The following is a 26,476-nucleotide window of genomic DNA, read 5'->3' on the forward strand; positions in this document are numbered from 1 at the left end:
CCGACCATCATGAATTCCCCTGTCGACACCGGTGGCGAACGCTTTCGCCCGCAATGGCACTTCAGCGCCGAGAAGCACTGGATCAACGACCCGAACGGTCTGGTCTGGTTCGACGGCGAGTACCACCTCTTCTACCAGTGCAACCCCTTCGGCGACCAGTGGGGCCACATGAGCTGGGGCCACGCGGCCAGCCCCGACCTGCTGCATTGGCGTGAATTGCCGGTGGCCATTCCGGAGGACGAGCGCGCCTCGATCTTCTCGGGCTCGATCGTGGTCGACGCGCACAACCTCAGCGGCTTCGGCGACGGCAGCGGGCCGGTGCTGGTGGCGATCTACACCGGTTGCCTGCGCCGGCCCGAAGGCGGCCAGGCGCAGGAGCTGGCCTACAGCCTGGACCGCGGCCGCCACTGGACGAAATACGCCCACAACCCGGTGCTGGACCTGGGCCTGAAGGATTTCCGCGACCCCAAGGTCTTCTGGCACGCGCCGACCGGCCGCTGGATCATGGCGGTGGTGCGGCCGGACGACCACCAGGTCTCGTTCTACGCCTCGTCCACCCTGCGCGACTGGCAACACTTGAGCGACTTCGGCCCGGCCGGCGAGACCGGCGGCATCTGGGAATGCCCGGACCTGATCGAGTTCTCGGCCACGCCGGGCGTGCCCGAGCGCAGCCGCTGGCTGCTGAAGGTCGACACCTTCGCCGGCCACCCGGGCGGCACCGGCGCCCAGGTGTTCATCGGCCATTTCGACGGCACCCGCTTCACGCCCGAGGACGCGCCGCGCCAGCACGGCCTGTGGGCCGACCACGGCTCGGACTTCTATGCCGCGCTGTCCTGGTCCCACCTGCCGGCGGCTCACGGCGCGCCGGTGTGGATCGCGTGGATGAACAACCACGGCTATGCCAAGCACACGCCGACCTCGCCGTGGCGCGGCGCGATGAGCACGCCGCGCGAGCTGTTCCTGCGCAGCACGCCGCAGGGCACGCGGCTGGGCCAGCGGCCGCTGCCGGCCTTGGAGGCGTTGCGCGGCCGGCCACGCCACTGGGGTTTCCTGGCCGTGCCCGAAGGCGCGATCGATGTCGACCTGGGGCCGCTGGACGGCCGGCAGGTCGACATCGAATGGACCGTCGCGTCGACCGAGGCGGAGTGCTTCGCGCTCGAGCTTCGCTGCGGCGCGGACGAGTCCACCCGGGTCGGCGTCGACCTGCGGCGCGGTGTGCTGTTCATCGACCGCAGTCGCTCCGGCTTCGCGCCCGCGGCCGCGGGCTGGACGGGCCGCCGCGAGGCACCGCTGGCGATCCACTTCCCGCTGCGGCTGCGTGTGCTGGTCGACCGCTGCTCGGCGGAGGTGTTCGCAGGCGACGGAGAGGCCTGCTTGACCGAACTGGTCTTCCCTTCCGACGGCAGCCGCGGCCTGCGGCTGTGGGCGCAAGGCGGCGCGGTCGGCGCCAGCGCCTTGACCGTCTGGCCGCTGGCCACCACCCGCGGCGCGCCCGCAGCCACGGCGATGTGACCCGATGGCGGATGCTCCGGTGAGGCCATGGTGGCGCCACGCCGCGATCTACCAGATCTACGTGCGCAGCTTCCAGGACTCGAATGGCGACGGCATCGGCGACCTGAAGGGCGTGACGCAGCGGCTGGACCATCTCTCGGACCTGGGCGTGGACGCGATCTGGCTGACGCCGTTCTTCCCGTCGCCCAATGCCGACTTCGGCTACGACGTGTCGGACTACACCGACGTCGCGCCCGAGTACGGCAGTCTGGACGACTGGGACGAGCTGGTGCGCGAAGCGAGGGCGCGCGGCCTGCGGGTGCTGGTGGACTTCGTGCTCAACCACACGTCGGACCGCCACCCGTGGTTCGTCGACGCCTGTTCCTCGCGCCACCACCCGAAGCGCGACTGGTACGTGTGGCGGGACGGCCGGGCCGATGGCACGCCGCCGACCAACTGGCGCTCGGTGTTCGGCGGCCCGGCGTGGACCCGCGACGACGCCAGCGGCCAGTGGTACTACCACGCGTTCCTGCCCCGGCAGCCCGACCTGAATTGGCACCACCCGGACCTGCGACAGGCGATGTACGAGGTCGCCCGCGTCTGGCTGCGCCGCGGCGCCAGCGGCTTTCGCCTCGACGCCACGGCGTTCCTGTTCGAAGACGGCAGCTATCCGCAGGACCCGGCGCTGGAGGCCGACCCCGGCGCCCCGCTGCCCAGTCCGTTGAGACCCTACAACAGCGGCCGCCCCGAGAACCACGAGGTGCTGCGCGAGTTGCGCCAGGTGCTGGCCGAGTTTCCGGACGATCCGGTGCTGCTCGGCGAATCCGCCACCGACACGTTGGAGGAACTGGTGGCCGCGTACGGCCGCCGGGAGGACGAGATCCAGCTGCCGATGAACTTCCTGTTCGGGCGCCACTGGCGGCGCGACGCGTCGGGCTTCAAGCGGCTGATCGACGAAGCGCAGGCGGCATTGCGCGACCGCACGCCGGTGTTCTTCTTCAGCAACCACGACCATCCCCGCCAATGGAGCGCGTTCGGCGACGGCTTGCACAACGATGCGATCGCGAAGGTCACCGCCGCGCTGACGCTGGCGCAGCGTGGCACCGCCTTGATCTACTACGGCGAAGAGATCGGCATGGGCGATCTGCCGGGGGACGAACTGGCGGCCGCGCCTTGCAACGCCAAGCGCCCGCAGCCGGACGATCGCGACCGGGCCCGCACGCCGATGCCATGGAGCGCCGCGCCGCAGGCCGGCTTCAGCACCGGCGAGCCGTGGCTGCCGCTGCCGCGGCAGGTCGGCGACCGTCACGTCGCCGCGCAACGGGCCGACGCCGGTTCGCTGTACCACTGGTACCGCGCCCTGCTGGCGTTGCGGCGCGACGAGCCCGCGTTTCATGAGGGGGCGCACCTGCCCTTGGCCAGCGGCCACACCGAGGTGTTGGCCTTCGGCCGGCGCACCGTCGGTGGCGAAGGCGCGGTGATCGTGCTGAACTTCAGCGCCCAGGCGCAGCGAGTCACGCTCGCCGGCTGGCCGACGGCGCACTGGGCGGTGGGCGAGACGCTCCTGGCCAGCGCGGCCACGGCGTGCAAGCCATCGACGCAGGTGGTCGAGATCGCGCCGTTCGGCGTCTGGATCGGCCGCATTCTGGAGAGATCGACATGAACCTCGCCCCTCTTTTCGCAGCGGTCCGCGGCGGCGCCATGCGCCCCAAGGATGGGTCCTCGCGGCTGGCGGCAGCGGGGCTCGCGCTGGTGGCTGTCACGGCAGCGGCGCAGCCGGTGCCTGACGCCAGCCTCTTCGATCAACGCGAGCGCGACTGGCGCAACGGTGCCGTCGTCTATCAGGTACTGGTCGACCGCTTCGCGCCGTCGGCGCATCTGGCCGCCAAGCGCGACCTCTATCCCCCGCCCAAGCGCTTGCGGGCGTGGACCGACCTGCCGACGCCGGGCGTGGACCTGCCGGCCGAAAAGCTCAACAGCCAGGAACTCGATTTCTGGGGCGGCGATCTGCAGAGCCTGGCCGGCCGGCTGGACTATGTGAAGCAGCTGGGCGCCGACGTGCTGTACCTGAACCCGGTCCATCTCGCTTACACCAACCACAAGTACGACGCACTCGATTTCAAGAAGATCTCGCCCGAGTACGGCACCCGCGCCGACCTGAAGGCGCTGGCCGACGACGTGCATCGCGATGGCATGAAGCTGGTGCTGGACGGCGTGTTCAACCACATGGGCCGCAATGCACCGATCTTCCAGGACGCGTTCAAGAACCCCGGGAGCCCGTGGCGGGACTGGTTCTGCATCGGACCGCAATACGCCGGCGGCGCGCGGGTCTGGACCGGCTTCCAGAACCTGCCCGAGCTGAACCTGGAGAACCCGGCGGTGCGCAGCTACCTTTGGGGTGCGCCCGACTCGGTGGTGCGCAGCTATCTGCGCGATGGCGCCGACGGCTGGCGCCTGGACACCGCCTTCGAGCTGGGGCGGCCCTACCTGCGTGAACTGACCGCGGCCGCGCATCAGGAAAAGCCGGGCTCGCTGGTGGTGGGCGAGATCGTCAACTACCCCGGCCGCTGGTTGCAGTCGCTGGACGGCGTGATGAACTTCAGCCTGCGCCAGATCGTGCTCGGCCTGGCCCAGGGCGAGCTCGCACCGGCCACCGCCACCCGCATGGCCGACCGGCTGATCCGCGACGCCGGCATCGACGCGATGCTCAAGTCGTGGATGGTGATCGACAACCACGACATCCCGCGCATCGCGACCCAGTTCCCCGAGCTCGCCCAGCGCCACCTGGTGCAGGCCCTGCAATTCACGCTGCCGGGCGCGCCCAACATCTACTACGGCGCCGAACTGGGCATGACCGGCGGCCCCGACCCCGAGAACCGCGGCCCGATGCGCTGGGACCTGGCCACCGCCGGCAACCCGGAGCTGGCGTGGATGAAGCAGCTCGTCGCGCTGCGCCGCGAGCACCGCGCGCTGCGCATCGGCAACTTCCGGACGGTCGAGGCCGACCACCTGATGGCGTTCGAACGCACCACCGACAAGGCCCTGGACGCCGTGGTCGTGCTCGCCAATCCGACGCGGGCGGCGGTGCACGAACGCATCATGATCGCCGACGACATGCTGCTCGACGACACGCCGATGGTGAACCTGCTGGCCGCGCCCGATGCGCCGGCGGTGGGCTCGGTCGGCGCGGGCTTCATGACCGTGACCGTGCCGCCCGAAACCGTCTGGGTGCTGGCGCCCAGGTTGCAGCAGCGTGGCGGCTACAACCGCTACAAGCGCGTGCCCTGAACGGCGTCAGGGCGCCGGGTTCATCAGCCCCGCGTCGACATCCATCAGCACGCTGGCCAGCTCCAGCGAGCGCCACAGGTGCGGCGGCATGTCCAGGATCTTCTCGGGGGTGCGGGCATGCATCACCCATGCGGCGATGTCGTGGTGCTGCTCGGGCGTCAACAACTTGAGCGACAGCATCTCGTCCAGGGTCTGCATGGCACCTCCTGAGGCAGCCGGGGCGGCCGGAACGGCCGCCGCTTGCGCTACTGTCGCACAACGGCGTGGCGCGCCGCCCATTGAAACGGCGCCGACCGCGCCCATGTGTTGCCGATCGACTGCCTGCCGCACTGCGGCGCCTGCCTGTGGCCACCTTGTTCTTCGTCGCGCTGATGCCGGTGCTGGTGGCCTGGGTGCTGCGCGAGCCGCTGTTGCTGGCCTGGCGCCGCCGCCAGGTGACGCGCCGGCCGTTCCCGGCCGCGTGGCGGCAGGTGCTGCGCGAGCGCGTGCCCTACGTCGCCCGGTTGCCTGCCGACCTGCAGCAGCAGCTGAAGAAGCGCATGCAGCTCTTCCTGGCCGAGAAGCCGTTCATCGGCTGCGACGGGCTGGAGGTGACCGAGGAGATGCGGGTCACCGTCGCCGCGCAGGCCTGCCTGCTGCTGCTGAACCGGGGCGATGCGCACTTCGAGGACCTGCGCCAGGTGCTGCTCTACCCCAGCGCCTTCGTGGTCGACCGCAGCCGGGTCGACGCGATCGGCGTCCAGCACGAGCAGCGCCAGGTGCTGCAGGGCGAGTCGTGGCAGCTGGGGCAGGTGATCCTGTCCTGGCCCGACGTGCTGGAGGGCGCGCGGGCGGTGGACGACGGCCGCAATGTCGTGATCCACGAGTTCGCGCACCAGCTCGACCAGGAAACCGGCCGCGCCAACGGCGCGCCGGCCCTGTTCGGACGGACCCGGCGCGCGCGCTGGGCGCGGGTCATGAACCGCGAGTACGCCGCGCTGCGCCGCCGCGTGGCGGCCGGCGAGCCCACCCTGCTCGATCCCTACGCCGCCAGCGAGCCGGCCGAGTTCTTCGCGGTGGCCTCGGAAGTGTTCTTCGAGCAGGCGCCGCAACTGGCCGAGCAGCACCCGGCGCTGTACCGGGAGCTGGCCGGCTTCTACCGGGTCGATCCGCTGAGCTGGTGAGGCGCGCGCGGCGCAGCGCTCAGGGGATGCGCTTGTAGGGCGTGTAGCCGCCGCGCGGCGCCACGTCGGGCTGCAGCAGCAGCACGCCGTGGGCGGGCAGGCTCAGCGTCATCAGGCCGGCGATCATCGGCGGCGCGGGCTGTTGCGGGTCCAGCAGATTGCGCAGCGGCGCCATGTTCATCAGCATCGAGTCGGGCACCATCACGGTGTCGGTGACGGCGTGGTCGGCCGGGTTGGCGAAGACCATCACGGCGTCGGCGACCCGGTCGGTGTGGCGCTCGAAGGCGATCAGTCGCTCGCTGCTGATGCGGCGGTAGTCGCCCACGCGCAGCGCGCGGTGGCTGCGGCGCAGCGCGATCAGCCGGCGGGTCCAGGCCAGCTCGGGGTTGGCGGCGGTGGCCAGGTCCCATCGCATCGGTGCGCGCATCTCGGGGTCGGCGCCACCGGTCATGCCCAGTTCGCTGCCGTAGTACAGGTTGGGCGAGCCGGGCAGCGTGAACTGCAGCACCTGGGCCAGGTGGCGCCGGGCCGCATCGGGCAAGGTGGTGGCGAGCCGGGCGGTGTCGTGGTTGTCCAGCATCAGCCAGGACTTGAGCAGGCGGTCGACGCCGGTGTCGGCGACGACGCGCGCGATCATCTCCGATGCCGTGGCCGCGCCGATCTCGCCGCGGGCGCTGCGCAGCAGGATCTCGCGCAGCGTGAAGTTCATGACGCCGTCCAGGCTGGGGAACCAGGCCTGCGGGTAGCTCCAGATCTCGCCCACGGTCAGCGAACCGGGCTTTTCGGCGTGGGCCGCGGCGGTCAGCTCGGCCAGCCAGCGTGGGCCGATGTCGTAGGCCACGTCCAGCCGCCAGCCATCGGCGCCATCGCGCAGGAAGCTGCGCACCACCGAGTCCGGCCCCTGCCACAGGTGATCCCGCACGGCCGGGTTCTCGAGGTTCAACTCGGGCAGGTTCTGCGCGCCGCCCCAGACCCGCGCGCCGCCTGGGTATTGCGGGCCGATCTCGAACCAGCGGCGCCAGCGGCTGTCGGGGTTCCTGAACGCGTCCTGGAAGATCGGCGCGTTGCGGCCCATGTGGTTGAACACGCCGTCCAGCACCAGCTTCATGCCGTCGCGATGCACGTCGTCGGCCAGCGCCTTCAGGTCGGCGCGGGTGCCGTATTCGGGCGAGATCTGCTGGTAGTCCAGCGCGTCGTACTTGTGGTTGGTGTAGGCGAGCTGGATCGGGTTCAGGTACAGCACGTCGGCGCCCAGCTGCTTCACATAGTCCAGCCGGCCGGCCAGGCTGCGCAGGTCACCGCCCCAGAAGTCGATCTCGTGCTGGTAGACCTGGGCCGAGGGCACATAGGCGCCGGCGGTGGGCAACTCGCTCCAGGCGCGCAGTCGCTTGGGTGCGGGGTACAGCGCGCGCTTGGCATCCAGGTCGGCGGCCGGCGCGAAGCGGTCGACCAGCACCTGGTAGACGATGGCGCCATTGCGCCAGTCCTGCTCGCGCAGGTCGTAGGTGCTGGGTGCGGCGGGAGCGGTGCGGGGCGTGTCGGGCATGGCGGCGTGGGCGGGCAGGACCGCGGCGAGCGAGGCGAGGGCCAGCGTGGCGGCGATGGCGCGGCGGCTCATCCCTTGACGCCGCCGTCGGTCAGGCCCGAGACGATCCAGCGCTGCGCGGCCAGGAACACCAGCGTGATCGGCAGGCCCGAGAGCACCGCGGCGGCGGCGAAGTCGCCCCACAGGTAGCGCTGCTCGTAGAGGTAGTACTTCGAGCCCACGGCCAGCGTCAGGTTGGGTTCCTCGCGCAACAGCACCGAGGCCACCGGGTACTCGATGATGGTGCCGATGAAGGCCAGCACGAAGACCACCATCAGGATCGGCACCGCCATCGGCAGCAGCACCCGCCAGAAGGCCTGCCAGGAGGTGGCACCGTCGACCTTGGCGCATTCCTCGATCTCGGTCGGCACGGTGTCGAAGTAGCCCTTGATGGTCCAGATGTGCATGCCGATGCCGCCCAGGTAGGCGACGATCAGCCCGGCGTGGGTCTCGACGCCCAGCCATGGGATGAAGCGGCCGATGCCTTCGAAGATCGCGTAGATCGCCACCAGCGCCACGGCCACCGGGAACATCTGCAGCAGCAGCATGCTGCCCAGGATCGTGCTCTTGAAGCGGAACTTCAGCCGCGCGAAACCATAGGCGGCGGTGGTGGACAGGGCCACGATCAGCAGCGCCGAGATCGTCGCGATCTTGATCGAGTTCCACAGCCACAGCAGCACCGGGAACGGTGGCTGGACCACCGTGCCGTCGGCCTGGGTGACGGCAATGCCCAGCGCCAGCTTCCAGTGCTCCAGGCTGATGTGGCGGGGGATCAGCGAGCCGGTGGCGAAGTTGCCGGGCCGCAGCGAGATCGAGATCACCGCCAGCAGCGGGAACAGCGTGATCGCGATCAGCAGCCACAGCCCCAGGTGCGCGCCGAGGACGCGCCAGCGCTGGCTCTTGCCGGTGACGATGGCCATCTCAGCCTCCCTTGCCGTGGGCCGCGGCCGCGCTGCGTTGGCTGAGCTTGAGGTTCAGCAGCGAGAGCAGCGCGACCAGGAAGAAGATCACCGTCGAGATCGCCGCCGCCAGGCCGAAGTTGGCGCCGGCGTCGGTGAACGCGATGCGGTAGGTGTAGCTGACCAGGATGTCGGTGGTGCCGGCGGGCAGCTTGGTGTTGAGGTAGTCGGGCCGACCGTCGGTGAGCAGGCTGATCAGCACGAAGTTGTTGAAGTTGAACGCGAAGGCGCTGACCAGCAACGGCGTCAGCGGCTTGGCGATCAGCGGCGCGGTGATCTTGAAGAAGTTGGTCAGCGGCTTGGCGCCGGCGATCGCCGAGGCTTCGTACAGGTCCGAGGGGATGGCCTTGATCAGCCCGGTGCACAGCACCAGGAAGTACGGGTAGCCCAGCCAGGTGTTGACGATCAGCAGCATCGCGCGCGCCAGCGTCGGGTCGGCGAACCAGGCCGGCTTGACGCCGAACGCCGCGTTCAGGATCGCGTTGATCTCGCCGAAGTTCTGGTTGAACAAGCCCTTGAAGACCAGGATGGAGATGAAGCCCGGCACCGCGTAGGGCAGGAACAGCAAGGTGCGGTAGAGCGTGCGGTACTTCAACGATTCCCAGTTCAGCACCACGGCCAGCGCCAGCCCCAAGCTGGCGGAGAACAGCACGGTGAGCGCGGCGAAGGCCACGGTCCAGACGAAGATCGAGCCGAACGGCCCGCGCATGTCCGGGTCGCCGAACAGGCGCTGGTAGTTGGCCAGCCCGACGAAGACCTTGAAGCCGGGTTGCAGCGGCGTGCCGTCGGCGCTGGCGAAATAGCCGCGGTCGCGGTCGGGACGGAACACCGCGCCGCTGGCCAGCTGCTTCAGGCTGCCGTCGGGCAAGGCCTGCCACAGCGGTCGCAGCGGGCCGAATTCGCGCAGGCCGGCGTAGGACAGCACCTGCCCATCCGGCCGCCGCAGGCGCAGGCCGATCAGGCCGGGCCGCAGCGCGATCACCTCGCGCATCGTCAACGTCGTGCCGGCGCCGGCCGAGGCGTCCTGCGGCTGCAGGTCCACCGGCTCGGCCGGGGCGGGCCGGCGCAGGTCCAGCGGCGGCGTCTGCAGCGTGGGGCCGGCGCCTTCGGCGGGGCTCAGGATCAGCCGCTCGCGCGGGCCGTCGCGCTGCACCCGGTAGCGCATCAGCAGCGCTTCGTCGACGTCGGCCTGGTCCAGCAGGTAGGCGCGGGCGCGTTCCTCGCTGAGCAGGTGGTTGGACGAGTAGTTGGTGAAGCCGATCTGCAGCGTGTAGAGCAGCGGGAAGGCGATGAAGACGATCATCGCCAACACGCCCGGGAACAGGTAGCGCCAGGCCAGCGAGGTGGACACGGTGTAGACGCCGATGGCCAGCAGGCCCAGCGCCAGCACCAGCACCGCCCAGACCGGGTTGCCGGCCCGGAAGATGCCCAGCACCAGCCACAGCAGCGCGGCCCCGGCGGCCAGCGCCAGCGCCCACGAGGTTTTGGAAAGTCGCGTCATTTCGTCAGGATTCGCGCTGCAGCGCCGTCCAGCGCGGCCTGGGGCGACTGGCGACCCTGGGTGATGGCTTCCAGCGCCGCGTCCATCGCCGGCCAGAAGCGCCCGGTCTCGGGGATGTTGGGCAGCGGTTCGCCGGCGCGGGCGTTGGCCATGGTGGCGCGGATCGCCGGGTCGCTGGCCAGTTCGGCGTAGTAGGCCTTGTTGGCGGGCGTGCCCAGCGGCACGTCGGCCGAAATCGTCTTGAGGCTGTCGACGTCGAGCAGCTTGTGCTCGATGAACTCGCGCGCGATGTCCTTCTGCCGGCTGGGCGCGGAAATCATGCAGCCCAGCACCCCGACGAAGGGCTTGCTCGGGTGGCCGGGAATGACCGCCGGGATCGGCGCCACGCCGAAATCGATGCCGGCCTTGCGGGCGTTGTCCCAGGCCCAGGGGCCGGAGATCATCATCGCGATCTCGCCGCGGGCGAAGCCGGCTTCCATCTCGGCGTAGCGGGCGCCGCGCGGCATGTGGCCCTCGGTGATCAGCCGCGCCAGCATGTTCGCACCGGCCACCGCGCCGGCGTTGTTCACGCCGACCACCGCCGGGTCCAGCTCACCGCTGGCGCTGCGGCCGAACACGAAGCCGCCGGCGCCTGCCAGCATAGGGAAGCTGAAGAAGGTCTTGTTGTAGTCCCACAGCAGCGCGTGCCTGCCCTGCTTCTGGAACGCGTTGTCGAGCGCGATGACCTCGTCGAAGGTGGCGGGCGGCGTCTTGACCAGCGCCTTGTTGTAGATCAGGCCGATGGCCTCGATCGACAGCGGATAGCCCCAGGTCTTGCCCTGGTAGCCGAAGGCCTTCCAGGCCGCGTCGTCGATCGCGGCGCGCACCTCGGGCTCGGGGTGCACCGGCACGATCAGGCCCGAGCGGGCCCATTCGCCGACCCGGTCGTGCGGCCAGCAGAAGATGTCCGGGCCCTTGCCGGCGCCGGCCGCGGCCTGGAACTTGTCGGGCGCACCCTCGGGGTGCTGCACCACCACCGGCACGCCGGTCTCGCGGGTGAAGGCATCGCCCACCTTCTGCAGGCCGTTGTAACCCTTGTCGCCGTTGATCCAGACCAGCAGGTGGGGCGGCGGCAGGGGTTCGGCCGCGTGCAGCCACGCAGGCAGCAGGATCGCCGCCAGCGCCAGCCGGCGCGCGGCCTTCGTCAGCCCTCGCGACATCGTTCAGGCCGCGCGGGCTTCGGCCTGTTCGACCGGTGCGGCGTGGCGGCGGAAGGCGCTGCCCGCGGCATCGAACAGATAGGCCGCGGCGGGCGGCACGCCCAGGCGCAGCGTGGCCCCGCTCTTGAGGCGCAGGTGGCCGTCGAGCTCGCAGGTCAGCGTGGTCTCGGTGCCCGGCAGCGTGCCGTAGGCGAAGGTGGCGCTGCCCAGCTGCTCGACGAAGGTCACGCACGCCTGCAGCGTGTTGTCGCTGGCGCCGACCTGGAAATGCTCGGGGCGGATGCCCAGCGTCACCGCGTCCCCGGGTCGGGCCCCCGCGGCGTCGACCTCGCAGCGCAGCGTCTCGCCGGTGGCGAGCTGGACGGTGGCCTCGGCGGCGCTGGCCTGCAGCACCTCGGCGGCGATGAAGTTCATCGCTGGCGAGCCGATGAAGCCGGCGACGAACAGGTTGTCCGGATGTTCGTAGAGCTCCAGCGGCGAGCCTACCTGTTCGATCCTGCCGGCCGACAGCACGACGATGCGGTCGGCCAGCGTCATCGCCTCGACCTGGTCGTGGGTGACGTAGATCATCGTCGTCTTCAGGTCTTCGTGCAGCTTGGCGAACTCGTAGCGCATGCGCACGCGCAGCGCGGTGTCGAGGTTGGACAGCGGCTCGTCGAACAGGAAGACCGCCGGCTTGCGCACGATGGCGCGGCCGATCGCGACCCGCTGGCGCTGGCCGCCCGACAAGTCCTTGGGCTTGCGCTTGAGCAGGTGATCGATGTTCAGGATCTTGGCCGCGGCATGCACCGAGCGGTCGATCTCGTCCTTGGGCACCTTGGCCAGCTTCAGGCCGAAGGCCATGTTCTCGTACAAGTCCATGTGCGGGTACAGCGCATACGACTGGAACACCATCGCCACGCCGCGCTCGGCCGGCGGCACGTCGTTGACGACGCGCCCGCCGATGCTCAGCGTGCCGCCGGTGATGTCTTCCAGGCCGGCGATGCTGCGCAGAAGCGTGGATTTGCCGCAGCCCGACGGACCGACGAAGACCATGAACTCGCCATCGCGCACTTCCAGGTCGATGTCCTTGAGCACCTGGGTCTCGCCAAAGGCCTTCTGTACCTTCACCAGCCGAACGTCTGCCACGGTTGTTCCTTTGTTCCGCCGCCGGGCGGCCCTGCATGCGGGACGGTCATCCAAGCTTCAGTCATCCGCCGAGCCCGCTGTATGTAGACAATATACATCTTTGAAGCAGACCAATGAATGCGCGTTGACCCCAGGTTGACCCTTTGTCTTCCTATGAAAAACAACAATTCAGGTTTCAATGTGGTTTCATGGATGTAGTAGAACTACACAAATAATGAACTTGCCGCCATACTGCGCCCGATGCGATGGCGCCATGGTGGGCGCCGCGCCGATCCTCACCGGAGTGACCGCCATGAGCTCGACCCTTGACACCCTTCGTCCCGCCGCCGCACCGCGCAGCCGCAGCCGCCCGGCCGACGTCCAGGCGGATTTTCGTCGCCTGGTGCAGCGCCAACTGGCCCAGCGCAGCGACGGCGCCAGCGCCGAGGCCTGCCTGGCCGCGGTCGCCAGCGCCTGTCGGACCTTGCTGGCCGACCGCTGGGCAGCCACCCAGGCGGCCGATGCGCGGCGCAAGGGCGTGCGCCGGGTCCATTACCTGTCGATGGAATTCCTGATGGGCCGCGCGCTGGGCAATGCCTTGGCGGCGCTGGGCCTGCACGACGCGGTGGCCGACGCCCTGCCCGAGGGCGCGCCGGCGCTGGGCGAATGGCTGGAGCGCGAGCCCGACGCCGCGCTGGGCAATGGGGGCCTGGGCCGGCTGGCCGCCTGCTTCCTCGATTCGCTGGCGTCGCTGGGCCTGCCGTCGTTCGGCTACGGCCTGCGCTACCGCCACGGCATGTTTGCCCAGGGCATCCAGGACGGCCGCCAGGTCGAGCGTCCGGACGAGTGGCTGCGCCTGGGCAGCGCCTGGGAGCTGCCCCGGCCCGAGCTGCGCTTCGTGGTCGGCTTCGGCGGCGTGGTGCGCAGCGACGGCGGCCAGCGCCGCTGGGTACCGGCCGAAGCGCTGGTCGCGCAGGCGGTGGACTTCATCGTGCCCGGACATGGCACCGAGCGGGTCAGCACCTTGCGCCAGTGGCAGGCCGAGGCGGCCCGGCCGATCGATTTCGAGGCCTTCTGCCGCGGCGAACACGCCGCCGCCGGGGCCCACCTGCAGAGCGCCGAGGCGCTCAACTGGGTGCTCTACCCCGACGACAGCACGCCCGCCGGACGGGCCTTGCGGCTGCGCCAGGAGTTCCTGCTCGTCAGCGCCTCGCTGCAGGACATGGTGGCCCGCCACCTGCGCGAATTCGGCCACCTGCATGCGTTCGGCCGCCTGAACGCGGTGCACCTGAACGACACCCACCCGGCGCTGGCGCCGGCCGAGCTGATGCGCCTGCTGCTCGACGAGCACGGTCTGGGCTGGGACGAGGCCTGGGCGATCACCCGCCAGGCCGTCAGCTACACCAACCACACGTTGATGCCCGAGGCGCTGGAGACCTGGCCGGTGCGGCTGTTCGAGACCCTGCTGCCGCGTCATCTGGAGATCGTCTACGAGATCAACCGCCATGTGCTCGACGAGGTCCGCCGCCGCTTTCCGGGCGACGAGGCGCGCGTCGCCCGCATGTCGCTGATCGACGAAGGCCACGGCCAGCACGCCCAGGGCGGCGAACGCCGGGTGCGCATGGCGGCGCTGGCCATCGTCGCGTCGCATAAGGTCAACGGCGTGTCGGCGCTGCACTCGCAGCTGATGGTCGAGACCATCTTCGCCGACCAGGCCGCGCTGTGGCCCGAGCGCTTCATCAACGTCACCAACGGCGTCACGCCGCGGCGCTGGCTGCAGCAGGCCAATCCGGGCCTGTCGGCCCTGCTCGACAAGACGCTGGGCGAGGGCTGGCGCAGCGACCTGGGCGATCTGGTGCGGCTGGCGCCCAAGGCCTCGCAGAAGCGGCTGGGCCAGGACTTCCTGAAGGTCAAGCGGGCCAACAAGCAGCGCCTGGCCGAGCACATCCGCCGCGAGCTGGGCGTCAACATCGACCCGGACAGCCTGTTCGACGTGCAGATCAAGCGCATCCACGAGTACAAGCGCCAGCTGCTCAACGTCCTGCACGTGGTGGCGCGCTACCAGGCGATCGTCGCAGATCCGGACGCCGCCTGGGTGCCGCGCACCGTGATCTTTGCCGGCAAGGCCGCGTCGGCCTACCACGCGGCCAAGCAGGTGATCCGGCTGATCCACGACGTGGCTCGGGTGGTGAACAGCGATCCGCGGGTGGGCGACAAGCTCAAGCTGGTGTTCCTGCCCAACTACAGCGTCAGCCTGGCCGAGCTGATCCTGCCGGCGGCCGATCTGAGCGAGCAGATCTCCACCGCCGGCACCGAGGCCTCGGGCACCGGCAACATGAAGTTCGCGCTCAACGGCGCGCTGACCATCGGCACCTGGGACGGCGCCAACATCGAGATGGCCCAGGCGATGGACGCGGTCAGCGGCCCGGGCGTCGAGAACCTGTTCGTCTTCGGCCTGCGCACCGACGAGGTGGCGCGCATCAAGGCGCTGGGCTACGACCCGCGGCTGTATGTCGAGGAGAACCGCGCGCTGCAGCAGGTGCTCGACGCGATCGCCCAGGGCCGGTTCTCGCAGGGCGAGCCCGAGCGCTACCGCGCGCTGCTGCAGCCGCTGCTGCAGCACGACCCGTATCTGCTGATGGCCGACTTCGCCGCCTATGTCGACACCCAGCACGCGGTGGACGCGCTGTATGCCCAGCCGGCGGCCTGGGCCGCGCGGGCCCTGCGCAACATCGCCGGCATGGGGGGGTTCAGCACAGACCGTACCATCGCCGAGTATGTGCAGAAGGTCTGGCTCGCGCCGGGCCGGCCTGCCTGACCGGGGCCGGGTTCCGCCGGCTCCGAACGCCTGCCTGAAAGGTTGCCGCTGTGCTGTCTGCCGCCGATGTCGATGCCTTGCTGGGGGCGCGCCATGCCGACCCGTTCGCCGTGCTCGGCTTGCAGGCCGACCCCCAGGGCGGGCTGTGGCTGCGGGCGTTGCTGCCCGGTGCCACGACGGTGGCGGTGCACGAGGCCGCCAGCGGTCGCCGGCTGGCGGTGCTGGCGCAGCGCGATGCGGCGGGGCTGTTCGAAGGCCCGATCCCGCGCCGCAGGAACCGCTTCGCGTACCGGTTGCAGGTCGACTGGGCGCATGGCGCCTCGACCCGCCTGGCCGACCCCTATGCGTTCGGCCCGCTGCTGGGCGACCAGGACCTGCACTTCTTCAGCGAGGGCACCCACCTGCGGCCGTTCGAGATGCTGGGCGCCTTGCCGCTGACGCTGGGCGAGGGCGCGCTGGCGGTGGCCGGCGTGCGCTTCGCCGTCTGGGCGCCGAACGCCCGGCGGGTCAGCGTGGTCGGCGACTTCAATGCCTGGGACGGCCGGCGCCACCCGATGCGCTCGCGCGGGGCCTCGGGCGTGTGGGAGCTGTTCGTGCCGCATGCCGCGGTGGGCGACGCCTACAAGTTCGAGCTGCTCGGTCCGGACGGCCCGCCGCTGCCCTTGAAGGCCGACCCCTACGCCCGCGCGGCCGAGCTGCGGCCCGGCACCGCCAGCCTCGTCGCGCCGCTGCCGCCGCGGCGCCTGCGGGCGCCCGAGCGCTCGCACCCCGACACGCGCGGCGAGCCGGTCGCGATCTATGAGCTGCATCCCGGCTCCTGGCGCCGCCACCCCGACGGCCGCTACCACTCCTGGGACGAGTTGGCCGCCGCGCTGCCGGCCTACGTCGCCGGGCTGGGCTTCACGCACGTCGAGCTGATGCCGGTCAGCGAACACCCGTTCGACGGTTCCTGGGGTTACCAGACGCTGGGCCTGTACGCGCCGACCGCGCGCTTCGGCCCGCCCGAGGCCTTCGACCGTTTCGTCGAGGCCTGCCACAGCCACGGCCTGGGCGTGTTGCTCGACTGGGTGCCCGCGCATTTCCCGGCCGACGCGCACGGCCTGGCGCAGTTCGACGGCACCGCGCTGTACGAGTACGCCGACCCGAAGGAAGGCTTTCACCGCGACTGGAACACGCTGATCTACAACTTCGGCCGCCACGAGGTGCGCAACTTCCTGGTCGGCAGCGCGCTGTACTGGGTCGAGCGCCACGGCGTCGACGGGCTGCGCGTGGACGCCGTGGCCTCGATGCTGTACCGCGACTACAGCCGCCAGGCCGGCGAGTGGATCCCCAACGTCGACGGCGGACGCGAGAACCTGGAGGCGATCGCCCTGCTCAAGCGCTGCAGCGAGGTGCTGGGCGCCGAGACGCCCGGCGCCTTGCTGATCGCCGAGGAATCCACCGCCTTTCCCGGCGTGTCGGCGCCGACCTTCGCGGGCGGCCTGGGCTTTCACTACAAGTGGAACATGGGCTGGATGCACGACACGCTGGCCTACATGGCGCAGGACCCGGTGCATCGCCGCTGGCACCACGACAAGATGAGCTTCGGCCTGGTCTACGCCTACAGCGAGAACTTCGTGCTGCCGCTCTCGCACGACGAGGTGGTGCATGGCAAGGGATCGTTGTGGGCCAAGATGCCCGGCGACGACTGGCAGAAGTTCGCCAACCTGCGGGCCTACTTCGGTTTCATGTGGGGCCACCCCGGCAAGAAGCTGCTGTTCATGGGGCAGGAATTCGCCCAGCCCACCGAGTGGAACCACGACGCCGAGCTGCCCTGGCCCTTGCTGGGCGACGACCGCCACGCCGGCGTGCAGCGTCTGGTGGGCGACCTGAACCGGCTCTACCGCGACCTGCCGGCGCTGCACCGGCTGGACTGCGAGAGCCGCGGCTTCGACTGGATCGCCGCGCACGACACGGACAGCTCGGTGTTCGCCTGGCTGCGCTCGGACGGCGCCGGCGCGCAGGTGCTGGTGGTCAGCAACTTCACGCCGGTGCCGCGCGAGGGCTACCGCATCGGCGTGCCCGAAGGGCCTGGCGCCTGGCGCGAACGGCTCAACACCGACGCGGCGCGGTACGGCGGCGCCAACCTGGGCAATGCCGGTGCGGCGCTGCCGGTGCAGGCGCAGGGTGCGCACGGCCGCAGCCGCTCGATCGCGCTGACCCTGCCGCCGCTGGCGACGCTGTTCCTGGTGCCGGCCTGATGGCTGAATCACTGTCCGCATGACCGCCTCCCACCCGCTGCCCGCCGCGCTCGGCGAAGGCCGCCCCGAACCGATGGGCACGCTGGCCCGCGACGGCGGCGTCAACATCGCCGTCTTTTCTCAGCACGCCCAGGCGATCGAGTTCTGCGTCTTCGATGGCGACGGCACGCGCGAGCTGCGCCGCTACCGGCTGCACGGGCCGCACGACGGCGTGTTCCACGGCTTCCTGCCTGGCGTCGGGCCGGGCCTGGTCTACGGCCTGCGGGCCCACGGGCCGTACCAGCCCGAGCAAGGTCACCGCTTCAACCCGAACAAGCTGCTGCTCGATCCGTGCGCGCGCGAGATCGTCGGCCGCTTCCACTGGGCGCCGGAGCACCACGGCTACGAGCTCGGCCACCCCGAAGGCACGCGGTCCTTCGACGGCCGCGACAACGCCGTCTCGGCGCTGAAGGCCCGAGTCGCGCCGCCGCCCGCCGTGGCGCCGGGCCGCGCCCATCCGCCGCGGGTGGCCGCCGCCGATCTGGTGCTGTACGAGGTGCACGTGCAGGGCTTCAGCCAGGCCCACCCGGGCATCCCGCCCGAGCTGCGCGGCAGCTACGCTGCGCTGGCGCACCCGGCGGCGATCGCTCACTTCAAGGCGCTGGGCGTGACCACGCTGTCCTTGCTGCCGGTGCACTACCACCTCGACGAGCCCGGCCTGGTCGAGCGCGGCCAGGTCAACTACTGGGGCTACAACACGCTGGGCTTCTTCGCCGCCGAGCCGCGGCTGGCGCAGGCGGCGCACCGTGGCGATCCCGGCGCGGTCAACGACGAGTTCCGCCAGATGGTGGCCACGCTGCACCAGCACGGCCTGGAGGTGGTGCTGGACGTGGTCTACAACCACACGCCGGAAGGCAGCGAGGCCGGCGGCACGCTGAGCTGGCGCGGGCTGGACAATGCCAGCTGGTACCGCCTGGTGGCCGACGATCCGGGCCGCAGCGAGAACCTCACCGGCTGCGGCAACACTTTGAATGTCGCGCACCCGAGGGTGACGCAGTTCGTGCTCGATTCGCTGCGCTACTGGGTGCAGGAGATGGGCGTGGACGGCTTCCGCTTCGACCTGGCGCCGGTCCTGGGCCGCACCCGCCACGGCTTCGACCCGCAGGCGGCCTTCTTCACCGCGCTGCGCCAGGACCCGCTGCTGGCCCAGGTGCACCTGATCGCCGAACCCTGGGACGCCGGCTTCGACGGCTACCAGGTGGGCCGCTTCCCCGGCCGCTTCCTGGAGTGGAACGACAAGTTCCGCGACACCGTGCGACGCTACTGGCTGGACCGCAGCGTGCGCCGCGGCGAGCTGGCGCGGCGCTTCACCGCGTCCAGCGACCTGTTCCACCACGGCCAGCGCCGGCCCAGCGCGTCGGTCAACTTCATCGCGGTGCACGACGGGTTCACGCTGGCCGACCTGGTCAGCCACAGCCGCAAGCACAACACGGCCAACGGCGAGGGCAACCGCGACGGCCGCGATGGCGAGCCGTGCGCCAATTTCGGCGTCGAAGGCCCGACCGACGACGAAGCCGTGCGCGCGTTGCGCGGCCGGGTCCAGCGCGCGATGCTCGCCACGCTGCTGTTGGCACAGGGCACGCCGATGCTGGGTGGCGGCGACGAGATCGGCCGCAGCCAGCAGGGCAACAACAACGCCTACTGCAGCGCGGCCGGGGCCGACCCGGCGATCGGCTGGTACGACTGGGCGACGGCCGACACCGCGCTGCTGCGCTTCGTCGGCGACCTGTTGGCGCTGCGCCGCGCCGAGCCTTCGCTGCGCCATGACCACTGGTTCCAGCACCCTCCGGCCCAGCCTGGCGAGCGCAGCCTGATGTGGCTGACGCCGGCCGGCCGCGAGATGCAGATCACCGATTGGCATGATGCGCAAAGCCACGCCTTTGCCTGCCAGATCCTGCCCGGTGGCGTGGATGCGGCGCACCCGGATGCCGGCGGCAGCCCGCGGCTGATCCTGGCCTTCAACCCCGACATCCTGCCCACCCGCTTCAGCCTGCCGGGCGGCCGCTGGCAGCTGGCGCTGGACAGCAGCGGCGAGCTGCAGCGCGGCGGGCTGGCACCCGAGGACCAGCCGCTCCGGGTGCCGGCCCATGCGCTGGTGGTGCTGCGCAGCGTCGGCGCCTGATTCGATGTGACCCCCACCCCTCCCGACACGAGACAAGAGATCGAGCTTTCCATGGACCTTTCCCAACGCGCCTCCGGCGTGCTGCTGCACGTCACCTCGCTGCCCGGCCCGCACGGCATCGGCGACTTCGGTCCCGGCGCCTACCACTTCGTCGACTGGATGGTCTCCGCCGGCCAGCGGATCTGGCAGTGGCTGCCGACCACGCCGATCGGCCCCGGGAATTCGCCCTACATGAGCGTGTCGGCCTTTGCCGGCAGCCCGTTGATGGTGGCGCTGGAGCCGCTGGTCGACCAGGGCTGGCTGACCCTGGGCGCGTTGCCGCCGTTCGATCCGCAGTCGGTCGATTTCGGCCAGGTCGTGCCCTGGCGCATGGCGCGGCTGCGCGAGGCCTTCGCCGGCTTCGAAGCCCTTGCCACGGCTGACCAGCGCGCCGCCCTGGCCGCCTGGAGCCAGGGCCAGGCCCACTGGCTGGACGATTACGCGCTGTTCATGGCGCTGGAAACCGCGCATGGCGGCCAGCCCTGGTGGCTGTGGCCGGCGCCGCTGCGCCGGCGCCAGGCCGTGGCGCTGAAGAAGGCGCGGGACGAGCACGCCGCCGAGATCGCGTTCTGGCAGTTCGTGCAGTGGCAGTTCGACACCCAGGCCGCGGCGCTCAAGTCGCATGCCCATGCCCGCGGCGTCGCGATCATGGGCGACCTGCCGATCTTCATCGCCCACCACAGCGCCGACTGCTGGGCCCGGCCCGACCTCTACTTCCTCGACGACGACAGCCAGCCCACCGTGGTGGCGGGCGTGCCGCCCGACGTGTTCAGCGCCGAGGGCCAGCGCTGGGGCAATCCGCTGTACCGCTGGGACCGCATGGCCAAGGAAGACTTCGCCTGGTGGACGGCGCGCATCCGCCGCGCGATGGACCAGGCCGACGTGTTCCGCATCGACCACTTCCGCGGCTTCGCCGGTTACTACGAGATCCCCGCCCGCTGTCCGACCGCGGTTGAGGGCACCTGGCGGCCCGGCCCCGGCATCGCGCTGTTCCAGGCGATCGAGAAGGCGCTCGGGCCGCTGCCCATCGTCGCCGAGGACCTGGGCCTGGTCACCCCCGATGTCATCGACCTGCTGGAGGCTAGCGGCTTTCCGCGCATGAAGATCGTGCAGTTCGCGTTCGGTGGCGACGGCACGCACGAATTCCTGCCGCACAACTACGAGCGCAACACCGTGGTCTACACCGGCACCCACGACAACGAGACGGTACAGGGCTGGTGGGCCGACAGCGCGACGCCGCGCGAGCGCGAATACGCCTGCAGCTACCTGGCCTGCGGGCCGCAGGACCTGCACTGGGGCATGATCCGCGCCGCGGCGAACTCGGTCGCCAACATGGCCGTGTTCCCGCTGCAAGACGTGCTGGGCCTGGGGGCTGAGCACCGCATGAACCTGCCCGGCTCGCTGGGGGGGCGCAACTGGGCCTGGCGCTTCACCTGGGACCGCGTGGGCAGCGAGCCCGCGCGGGTGCTGGGCCTGATCACCGCCGCCAGCGGGCGCGGGCCGTTCGAGTTGCTGCGTCTTCCAGGCAGCGGCGCCTGAACCCGGCCGCCGCCGGGATGGGTGGGGGCAAAGGGTCATCCCCTCCCTAGCTTCAAGGTCGACCGGGCCACCCCAAACACGGTCGGGCCACCGATACTGAACCGACACACCAGCCTCTGGAGGGCCCATGGCAGTTCGGTTCACCCACAAAGGATTCCTGAGGCTGGGCATCGCGATGCTCTGTGCCATGGCGCCGGCGCTGCAGGCCTGGGCCACGCTGAACGACACGGTGAGCGTCACGCTGTCGGCGCCAGGCGGCATTGACGGCGTGGATTCCACGCCGATCAATGTCACCGATCCGGCGCCCTTGGCCACCGGGATCGCCGTCGGCGACGGCTCGAACATCGGCAGCGGCTACATGCTGGCCGGCGAATCGATCAGCTTCAATGCCGCCACCGATTCGATCGCGCTGCAGATCGCTGCCGGCGCCGTGGATGCCGGTGGCCACTTGATCACCGGCTACCTCGGCAGCGGCGGCAACCCGGCGCAGTACCTGTTCACCGGGCTGGGCGTCAGCGGCGCCCAGATCACCGGCTACAACGCCAGCTTCAGCGGGCTGGACGCGCCGACCCAGGCCAGCTCCTTCATCCACCTGCTGTCGCCCACCAGCCTGGCGGTGCAGCTCGACAACCTGGTGTTCACACCGGTCGCGGGCGGGCAGTCGAATGCCTACGCGCTGGTCAACATCAGCCTGGTCACGGCGCCGGTGCCCGAACCCGCCAGCATGGCCTTGCTGCTGTCCGGGCTGGCGGCGCTGTCGCTGGGGTCGTGGGTCCGCAGGCGCGCCGGGCAGGTCCGCCGCTGACCCTCGCCTTCAACACTCCGGGAGATTCGCATGGACCCGTATCTGGGTGAGATTCGCGCGGTCGGCTTTGCGTTCGCGCCCAAGGGCTGGGCCCTGTGCAACGGCCAGACGCTGGCGATCAATCAGAACCAGGCCTTGTTCGCGATCCTTGGCACGACCTACGGTGGCAACGGGACGACGACGTTCCAACTGCCGAACCTGAATGCCCGCATGCCCATGCATGCCGGCCCGGGCTATGTGCAAGGGCAGCTGGGGGGCGAAGCGGCCCACACACTGACGGTGGCCGAGATGCCGGCGCACGGCCATGCGCTGCATGCCTCGACCGATTTCGCCAACACCAGCCTGCCGTCCAACGCCTTGCCCGGGGCGAAGCCGCGGGGCGGGCAGAACATCTACGGCCCGCCGGGCTCGCCGGTCGGCCTGGCGCCGACGGCGGTGGCCGCCGCTGGCGGCAACCAGCCCCACGACAACATGCCGCCCTATCTGGTGCTGAACTTCATCATCGCCCTGCAGGGGATCTTCCCTTCGCGCAACTGAGCCACGAGGATCACCATGGCACAACCCTTTGTCGGTGAGATCCGCATGTTCGCGGGCAACTTCGCGCCGTATGGCTGGCTGTTCTGCGACGGCTCGCTGCAGAGCATCGCCAACAACGAGACGCTGTTCACGTTGATCGGCACCACCTACGGCGGCGATGGCGTCCAGACCTTTGCGCTGCCCGACCTGCGCGGTCGCGTGCCGGTTCACCAGGGCAACGGCGCGGTGATCGGGCAGATGGCGGGCGAGGAACAGGTGACGCTGGGCCTCTCGCAGCTGCCTTCGCACAGCCACACCCAGGTGGCCAGCGCGGCGCCGGCATCGGCTGCGGCGACGGCGTCGGGCAACCTGCTCGCCGCGTCTTCGGCGATCCAGTTCTACGGCCCGGTTCCGGGCACGGCGATGGCGTCGGGAGCGCTGGACACGGCCGGTGGCGGGCAGCCTCACGACAACATGGCGCCGTTCCTGACCCTCAGCTTCATCATCGCCCAAGTCGGCATTTACCCCTCGCAGAACTGAGGAGCACGACGATGTCGTACCAATACCTGGGCGAGATTCGGATCTTTGCCGGCAACTTCGCGCCGTCTGGATGGGCGCTGTGCAACGGCCAGTTGCTGCCGATCTCGCAGAACACGGCGCTGTTCTCGCTGCTGGGCACCTACTACGGGGGCGATGGCCGGAGCACCTTCGCGTTGCCGAACCTGCAGGCGGCCTTTCCGATGCACCAAGGCCAGGGCCCCGGGCTGTCGCCGCGCGTGATCGGCGAGTCCGGGGGGCAGGCGAGCGTGACCTTGGCCGCCGGCCAGATGCCGGTCCATCGCCACACGTTGCAAAGCGCGTCGTCGGCCACCACTGGCACGCCGGACGGCAGCGTCGCCCTGGCGACGGCCAGCGCGAGTGCGCCGATCTACCGCAGTTCCACCAACACCACGACGATGGCCGCGCAGAGCATCGCGGCGTCCGGCGGCGGTCAGCCGCACAACAACCTGCCGCCGTACCTGACGCTGACCTTCATCATCGCGATGCAGGGCATCTACCCGCCGCGGTCCTGAGGGGGCGGCCCGATGTCCCTGTACCACCCTCTTCGCGAGGCGCTTCCGAGCGATCAGGCCTGGCTGGCGACGCTGTACGCCGAGGTCCGGCACGACGAGGTGGCGTCCTTCGGCTGGGATGCGGCGAGCGCCGGGCGATTCCTGGCGCAGCAGTTCGCGGCCCAGCAGGCCGGCTACCGTGCGGCCTGGCCGCAGTCGCGCTGCCTGATCGTCGAGCAAGGCGACGGCACCGATCCATCGGCCGACCGCCGGATCGGCCGGTTCTGGGTCGACCGCTCGACCGGCGTCCTGCGCGTGCTCGACATCAGCCTGCTGCGGGCCTGGCGGGGGCGGGGCGTCGGCACGCAGGTCCTGCGCTCGTTTGTCGACGAAGCGGACCGCGCTCAGCAGCCGGTGCTGCTTCAGGTGGCCGACGGTAATCCCGCGCGCCGGCTTTATGAACGGTGCGGCTTCGAGGTCGATCAGCGCGTACCGCCCTACCTCGTGATGCACAGGCGCCCCGCCGCGGTTCGGCCCCCTGGTCAAGTGGAGGTGTGTGATGGACAAACGTGAATTCATGGTCGATTGCTGTGCGGGCACGCTGGCTTCGGTCGCTCTCGTCCGTGGGGCCTGGGCCGCCGACGCGATCGTGCCGGCGGCCCAGGGCGCCGATCACTGGCGCAACCAGCTGGGCCGGCATTTCGAGGCGCCCGCGATCGGTCGGCTGCGCCTGCACGAGGTCCGCCCGGCTCCGCCGTCCCGGGGATTGAGCCAGTTCACGCTGGTGTTCGTCGACGACACCGGCGCACACGCCCGGCCCGCCGGTGCAGTGGTGCTGCGCAGCGCCGGCGCCGGCCCGGTGGCGCTGTACCTGGAGCCGATGAGCGCGGACCGCACGACGGGGTGCGCGCGCTACGCCGCCCACTTCAGCCTGCTGGCCTGAACACGCCGCTGCCGACGGCGCTCGGTCGCCGCCTCGGGCGGCCGTCAGCCAACGAGGTCAGTGGGCGGCCTCGGCCGCCGTGCCGCCCATCGCTCGGCCGGTCGCCGGCGTCGGCCGGCGGATCAGCAGCAGCAGCGGCATCGCGGCCAGCGTGATCAGCATCATCACGCGGAAATCGTCGATGTAGGCCATCATCGCCGCCTGGCGCGTCACCTCGGCGTTGATGGCGGCCAGGCCGGCGGTGCTGTGCAGGTCGAAGGCCGGCGGCAGCCACGGCATCATCGGGTTGGTGTTCGAGATGTCGCTGGCCAGTTCGGCGTGGGCGCTGGCCAGGCGCTCGGTGAACAAGGCCTGCACGATCGAGATGCCCACGCTGCTGCCGATGTTGCGCATCAGGCTGTAGATCGGCGTGCCGTCGTTGCGCAACTGCGGGGCCAGCGTCGCGAAGGCGGCGGCACTCAGCGGCACGAAGGTGAAGCCGATGCCCAGGCCTTGCAGGAAGCCCGAGACGATGATCAGGCGGCTGCCCATTTCCAGCGTCATGCCGGTCATCTGGTAGAGCGAGATCGCGGTCAGCGAAAAACCGAAAGCCATGATCACCCGCAGATCGATGCGCTGCACCAGCCGTCCGACGATCAGCATCGCCAGCATCGTGCCGACGCCGCGCGGCGCCATCACCTCGCCGGTGTAGATCACCGGGTAGTTCAGCAAGCCCTGCAGCAGCGTGGGCAGCAGCGCCATCGTGGCGTAGAGGATCATGCCGACGACGAAGCCGAACAGCACACCGGTGACGAAGTTGCGGTCGCGCAGCAGGCCGCGGTTCAGGAACGACTGGCCGGTGGTGGTGGCGGTATGGACGATGAACAGCGCCAGGGCGATCGCGCAGCCGGCGGCTTCGAGGCGGATCTCGGTCGCGTTGAACCAGTCCAGCTGCTCGCCGCGGTCGAGGAACATCTGCAGCAGCCCGACCGCCAGGCTCAGCGTGGCGAAGCCGAACAGGTCCAGGCGCTCGCCCTCGGGCCGACTTTCGGGCAGGTAGCGCGCAATGCCGTACAGCGCCATCACGCCCACCGGCAGGTTGATGAAGAAGACCCAGCGCCAGTTGGCGTTCTCGGTCAGCCAGCCACCCAGCATCGGTCCGAGGATGGGGCCGATCATGATGCCGGCACCCCACAGCGCCATCGCCTGGCCGACCTTTTCCTTCGGGTTGATGTCCAGCAGCACGGCCTGCGACAGCGGCACCAGCGCCGCGCCGAACACGCCTTGCAGCAGCCGCGCGGCCACGATCTGCCACAGGCTGCCGGCCATGCCGCACAGCGCGGACGCGACGGTGAAGCCCACCACCGCGATCATGAACACCTGGCGCCGGCCCCACTGGCTGCAAAGCCAGCCGGTCAGCGGCGTGGCGATCGCGGCGGCGACGATGTACGAGGTCAGCACCCAGCTGATCTGGTCCTGCGAGCTTTGCAGGCTGCCCTGCATGTGCGGCAGCGCGACGTTGGCGATGGTGGTGTCCAGCGCCTGCATGATGGTGGCGAGCATGATGGACACGGTGATCATGCCCCGGTGCGGCACCGGGAAACGCAGGTCGGCACTCATGGCCTGGCGGCCTCGCTGAGGTTGGCATGGGCGCGCTGCAGCAGCGCCAGCAACTGTGCGCGTTCCGCGGCGCTGAGCCCGGCCAGGGCCTGGGTCTGCAGCTTTTCGCCGATCGCCAGCGCGGCGTCCAGCGCGTCCTCGGCCTTGGGTTCCAGCTCGATCGCATTGGCGCGCCGGTCGGTGCTGCTGGGGCGGCGGCGGATCCAGCCGGCCTGCGCCATGCGCTCGCACAGCGTGGCCACGCCCATCGCGGTCAGGTCCAGCCGGTCGGCCAGTTCGGCCTGCGACAGCGGCCGCTCGCCGGGGTGGCTCGCCAGCACCCCCAGCAAGCGGCATTGGGCGCGCGACAGGCCGATCTGTTCACGCGCGAGCTGGTCGAACCGGCGGCCGTAGAGCCGGCCGACCTCGTTGACGAGAAAGCCGAAGCGATGCTGGAAATTACGCACGGTGACCATGCGCAATGATAAGCAT

Annotated in this window: 22 protein-coding genes; 14 read left to right on the top strand and 8 right to left on the bottom strand. The window is 70.4% G+C overall.

What is annotated here, in order from left to right; genetic code table 11:
• The first annotated feature begins 9 nt into the window (after window positions 1-9).
• Genes AC0N04_RS08680 through AC0N04_RS08690 form a run of 3 tightly spaced genes read left to right on the top strand, consistent with a single transcriptional unit; the run spans window position 10 to window position 4,779 of the window.
• Entirely contained in the window at window positions 10-1,512 is a 1,503-nt protein-coding gene (locus AC0N04_RS08680; protein ID WP_474280599.1) for a glycoside hydrolase family 32 protein, read from the top strand.
• Window positions 1,513-1,516: 4 nt separating this feature from the next.
• Window positions 1,517-3,154 (top strand): alpha-glucosidase, encoded by a 1,638-nt coding sequence (locus AC0N04_RS08685; protein WP_474280601.1) that lies wholly within the window; start codon window positions 1,517-1,519, stop codon window positions 3,152-3,154.
• Entirely contained in the window at window positions 3,151-4,779 is a 1,629-nt protein-coding gene (locus tag AC0N04_RS08690; protein WP_474280603.1) for a glycoside hydrolase family 13 protein, read from the top strand. Before AC0N04_RS08685 ends, AC0N04_RS08690 begins: the two co-directional genes overlap by 4 nt.
• Before the next feature lie 6 nt (window positions 4,780-4,785).
• Here AC0N04_RS08690 and AC0N04_RS08695 read toward each other — a convergent pair whose 3' ends face one another.
• Window positions 4,786-4,977, bottom strand: coding sequence for a hypothetical protein (locus AC0N04_RS08695; protein ID WP_474280605.1), 192 nt, complete (start codon window positions 4,975-4,977; stop codon window positions 4,786-4,788).
• A 146-nt stretch (window positions 4,978-5,123) separates the two neighbouring features.
• Here AC0N04_RS08695 and AC0N04_RS08700 point away from each other — a divergent pair, with 146 nt between their 5' ends.
• The gene (locus AC0N04_RS08700; RefSeq protein ID WP_474280607.1) at window positions 5,124-5,942 is read left to right on the top strand and encodes a M90 family metallopeptidase; all 819 of its coding nucleotides are present in this window, start codon (window positions 5,124-5,126) and stop codon (window positions 5,940-5,942) included.
• A gap of 19 nt (window positions 5,943-5,961) precedes the next feature.
• Here the strand turns inward: AC0N04_RS08700 and AC0N04_RS08705 are convergent, their stop codons facing one another.
• The 5 genes from AC0N04_RS08705 to AC0N04_RS08725 are packed head-to-tail and all read right to left on the bottom strand — an operon-like array spanning window position 5,962 to window position 12,314.
• Window positions 5,962-7,560 carry a glycoside hydrolase family 13 protein gene (locus AC0N04_RS08705; protein WP_474280609.1) on the bottom strand — a complete coding sequence of 533 codons (1,599 nt, stop codon included), beginning with the start codon at window positions 7,558-7,560 and terminating at the stop codon, window positions 5,962-5,964.
• The gene (gene malG / locus AC0N04_RS08710) at window positions 7,557-8,447 is read right to left on the bottom strand and encodes a maltose ABC transporter permease MalG (RefSeq protein ID WP_474280611.1); all 891 of its coding nucleotides are present in this window, start codon (window positions 8,445-8,447) and stop codon (window positions 7,557-7,559) included. The genes AC0N04_RS08705 and malG overlap by 4 nt, the downstream gene beginning before the upstream one ends.
• A gap of 1 nt (window position 8,448) precedes the next feature.
• Entirely contained in the window at window positions 8,449-9,987 is a 1,539-nt protein-coding gene (malF, locus tag AC0N04_RS08715; RefSeq protein WP_474280613.1) for a maltose ABC transporter permease MalF, read from the bottom strand.
• Window positions 9,984-11,186: a maltose/maltodextrin ABC transporter substrate-binding protein MalE gene (gene malE, locus AC0N04_RS08720; RefSeq protein WP_474280615.1), complete on the bottom strand. Its 1,203-nt coding sequence runs from the start codon at window positions 11,184-11,186 to the stop codon at window positions 9,984-9,986. Before malE ends, malF begins: the two co-directional genes overlap by 4 nt.
• 3 nt (window positions 11,187-11,189) lie before the next feature.
• Window positions 11,190-12,314 (bottom strand): ABC transporter ATP-binding protein, encoded by a 1,125-nt coding sequence (locus AC0N04_RS08725; RefSeq protein ID WP_474280617.1) that lies wholly within the window; start codon window positions 12,312-12,314, stop codon window positions 11,190-11,192.
• A gap of 292 nt (window positions 12,315-12,606) precedes the next feature.
• On the opposite strand from AC0N04_RS08725, the gene AC0N04_RS08730 reads away from it, so the two are divergent.
• From AC0N04_RS08730 to AC0N04_RS08775, 10 genes are all read left to right on the top strand, one after another.
• Window positions 12,607-15,111, top strand: a complete 2,505-nt coding sequence (locus AC0N04_RS08730) for a glycogen/starch/alpha-glucan phosphorylase (RefSeq protein WP_474280619.1) — start codon at window positions 12,607-12,609, stop codon at window positions 15,109-15,111.
• A 50-nt stretch (window positions 15,112-15,161) separates the two neighbouring features.
• Window positions 15,162-17,351, top strand: a complete 2,190-nt coding sequence (glgB, locus tag AC0N04_RS08735; RefSeq protein ID WP_474280621.1) for a 1,4-alpha-glucan branching protein GlgB — start codon at window positions 15,162-15,164, stop codon at window positions 17,349-17,351.
• A 19-nt stretch (window positions 17,352-17,370) separates the two neighbouring features.
• Window positions 17,371-19,512: a glycogen debranching protein GlgX gene (glgX, locus tag AC0N04_RS08740; RefSeq protein WP_474280623.1), complete on the top strand. Its 2,142-nt coding sequence runs from the start codon at window positions 17,371-17,373 to the stop codon at window positions 19,510-19,512.
• A gap of 51 nt (window positions 19,513-19,563) precedes the next feature.
• Window positions 19,564-21,090: a 4-alpha-glucanotransferase gene (gene malQ, locus AC0N04_RS08745; RefSeq protein ID WP_474280625.1), complete on the top strand. Its 1,527-nt coding sequence runs from the start codon at window positions 19,564-19,566 to the stop codon at window positions 21,088-21,090.
• Window positions 21,091-21,217: 127 nt separating this feature from the next.
• Window positions 21,218-21,895, top strand: a complete 678-nt coding sequence (locus AC0N04_RS08750; RefSeq protein ID WP_474280626.1) for a PEP-CTERM sorting domain-containing protein — start codon at window positions 21,218-21,220, stop codon at window positions 21,893-21,895.
• 30 nt (window positions 21,896-21,925) lie between these two features.
• Window positions 21,926-22,432 (top strand): phage tail protein, encoded by a 507-nt coding sequence (locus AC0N04_RS08755; RefSeq protein WP_474280628.1) that lies wholly within the window; start codon window positions 21,926-21,928, stop codon window positions 22,430-22,432.
• A gap of 15 nt (window positions 22,433-22,447) precedes the next feature.
• A complete protein-coding gene (locus AC0N04_RS08760; RefSeq protein WP_474280630.1) occupies window positions 22,448-22,951 on the top strand; it encodes a phage tail protein in 504 nt (167 codons plus the stop codon).
• An 11-nt stretch (window positions 22,952-22,962) separates the two neighbouring features.
• On the top strand, window positions 22,963-23,484 hold the full coding sequence (locus tag AC0N04_RS08765) for a phage tail protein (RefSeq protein WP_474280632.1): 522 nt from the start codon (window positions 22,963-22,965) through the stop codon (window positions 23,482-23,484).
• Between the two features lie 12 nt (window positions 23,485-23,496).
• On the top strand, window positions 23,497-24,036 hold the full coding sequence (locus AC0N04_RS08770) for a GNAT family N-acetyltransferase (protein ID WP_474280634.1): 540 nt from the start codon (window positions 23,497-23,499) through the stop codon (window positions 24,034-24,036).
• Window positions 24,023-24,406: a DUF6916 family protein gene (locus AC0N04_RS08775; protein WP_474280636.1), complete on the top strand. Its 384-nt coding sequence runs from the start codon at window positions 24,023-24,025 to the stop codon at window positions 24,404-24,406. Before AC0N04_RS08770 ends, AC0N04_RS08775 begins: the two co-directional genes overlap by 14 nt.
• A gap of 57 nt (window positions 24,407-24,463) precedes the next feature.
• Here the strand turns inward: AC0N04_RS08775 and AC0N04_RS08780 are convergent, their stop codons facing one another.
• Both AC0N04_RS08780 and AC0N04_RS08785 read right to left on the bottom strand, forming a co-directional pair.
• Window positions 24,464-26,005, bottom strand: a complete 1,542-nt coding sequence (locus tag AC0N04_RS08780) for an MDR family MFS transporter (protein ID WP_474280638.1) — start codon at window positions 26,003-26,005, stop codon at window positions 24,464-24,466.
• Entirely contained in the window at window positions 26,002-26,460 is a 459-nt protein-coding gene (locus tag AC0N04_RS08785; protein WP_474280640.1) for a MarR family winged helix-turn-helix transcriptional regulator, read from the bottom strand. Before AC0N04_RS08785 ends, AC0N04_RS08780 begins: the two co-directional genes overlap by 4 nt.
• Window positions 26,461-26,476: the final 16 nt, after the last annotated feature.

The organism is Ideonella sp. sgz306126, assembly GCF_056032705.1.

Coding starts and splice junctions, on each gene's coding strand:
- AC0N04_RS08690 (WP_474280603.1), top strand. CDS start 3,151: ATGAACCTCGCCCCTCTTTTCGCAGCGGTCCGCGGCGGCGCCATGCGC.
- malE (WP_474280615.1), bottom strand. CDS start 11,186: ATGTCGCGAGGGCTGACGAAGGCCGCGCGCCGGCTGGCGCTGGCGGCG.
- AC0N04_RS08770 (WP_474280634.1), top strand. CDS start 23,497: ATGTCCCTGTACCACCCTCTTCGCGAGGCGCTTCCGAGCGATCAGGCC.
- AC0N04_RS08775 (WP_474280636.1), top strand. CDS start 24,023: ATGGACAAACGTGAATTCATGGTCGATTGCTGTGCGGGCACGCTGGCT.
- AC0N04_RS08680 (WP_474280599.1), top strand. CDS start 10: ATGAATTCCCCTGTCGACACCGGTGGCGAACGCTTTCGCCCGCAATGG.
- glgX (WP_474280623.1), top strand. CDS start 17,371: ATGACCGCCTCCCACCCGCTGCCCGCCGCGCTCGGCGAAGGCCGCCCC.
- AC0N04_RS08705 (WP_474280609.1), bottom strand. CDS start 7,560: ATGAGCCGCCGCGCCATCGCCGCCACGCTGGCCCTCGCCTCGCTCGCC.
- AC0N04_RS08695 (WP_474280605.1), bottom strand. CDS start 4,977: ATGCAGACCCTGGACGAGATGCTGTCGCTCAAGTTGTTGACGCCCGAG.
- malF (WP_474280613.1), bottom strand. CDS start 9,987: ATGACGCGACTTTCCAAAACCTCGTGGGCGCTGGCGCTGGCCGCCGGG.
- AC0N04_RS08685 (WP_474280601.1), top strand. CDS start 1,517: ATGGCGGATGCTCCGGTGAGGCCATGGTGGCGCCACGCCGCGATCTAC.
- AC0N04_RS08785 (WP_474280640.1), bottom strand. CDS start 26,460: ATGGTCACCGTGCGTAATTTCCAGCATCGCTTCGGCTTTCTCGTCAAC.
- AC0N04_RS08755 (WP_474280628.1), top strand. CDS start 21,926: ATGGACCCGTATCTGGGTGAGATTCGCGCGGTCGGCTTTGCGTTCGCG.
- AC0N04_RS08750 (WP_474280626.1), top strand. CDS start 21,218: ATGGCAGTTCGGTTCACCCACAAAGGATTCCTGAGGCTGGGCATCGCG.
- malQ (WP_474280625.1), top strand. CDS start 19,564: ATGGACCTTTCCCAACGCGCCTCCGGCGTGCTGCTGCACGTCACCTCG.
- AC0N04_RS08780 (WP_474280638.1), bottom strand. CDS start 26,005: ATGAGTGCCGACCTGCGTTTCCCGGTGCCGCACCGGGGCATGATCACC.
- malG (WP_474280611.1), bottom strand. CDS start 8,447: ATGGCCATCGTCACCGGCAAGAGCCAGCGCTGGCGCGTCCTCGGCGCG.
- AC0N04_RS08730 (WP_474280619.1), top strand. CDS start 12,607: ATGAGCTCGACCCTTGACACCCTTCGTCCCGCCGCCGCACCGCGCAGC.
- AC0N04_RS08760 (WP_474280630.1), top strand. CDS start 22,448: ATGGCACAACCCTTTGTCGGTGAGATCCGCATGTTCGCGGGCAACTTC.
- AC0N04_RS08765 (WP_474280632.1), top strand. CDS start 22,963: ATGTCGTACCAATACCTGGGCGAGATTCGGATCTTTGCCGGCAACTTC.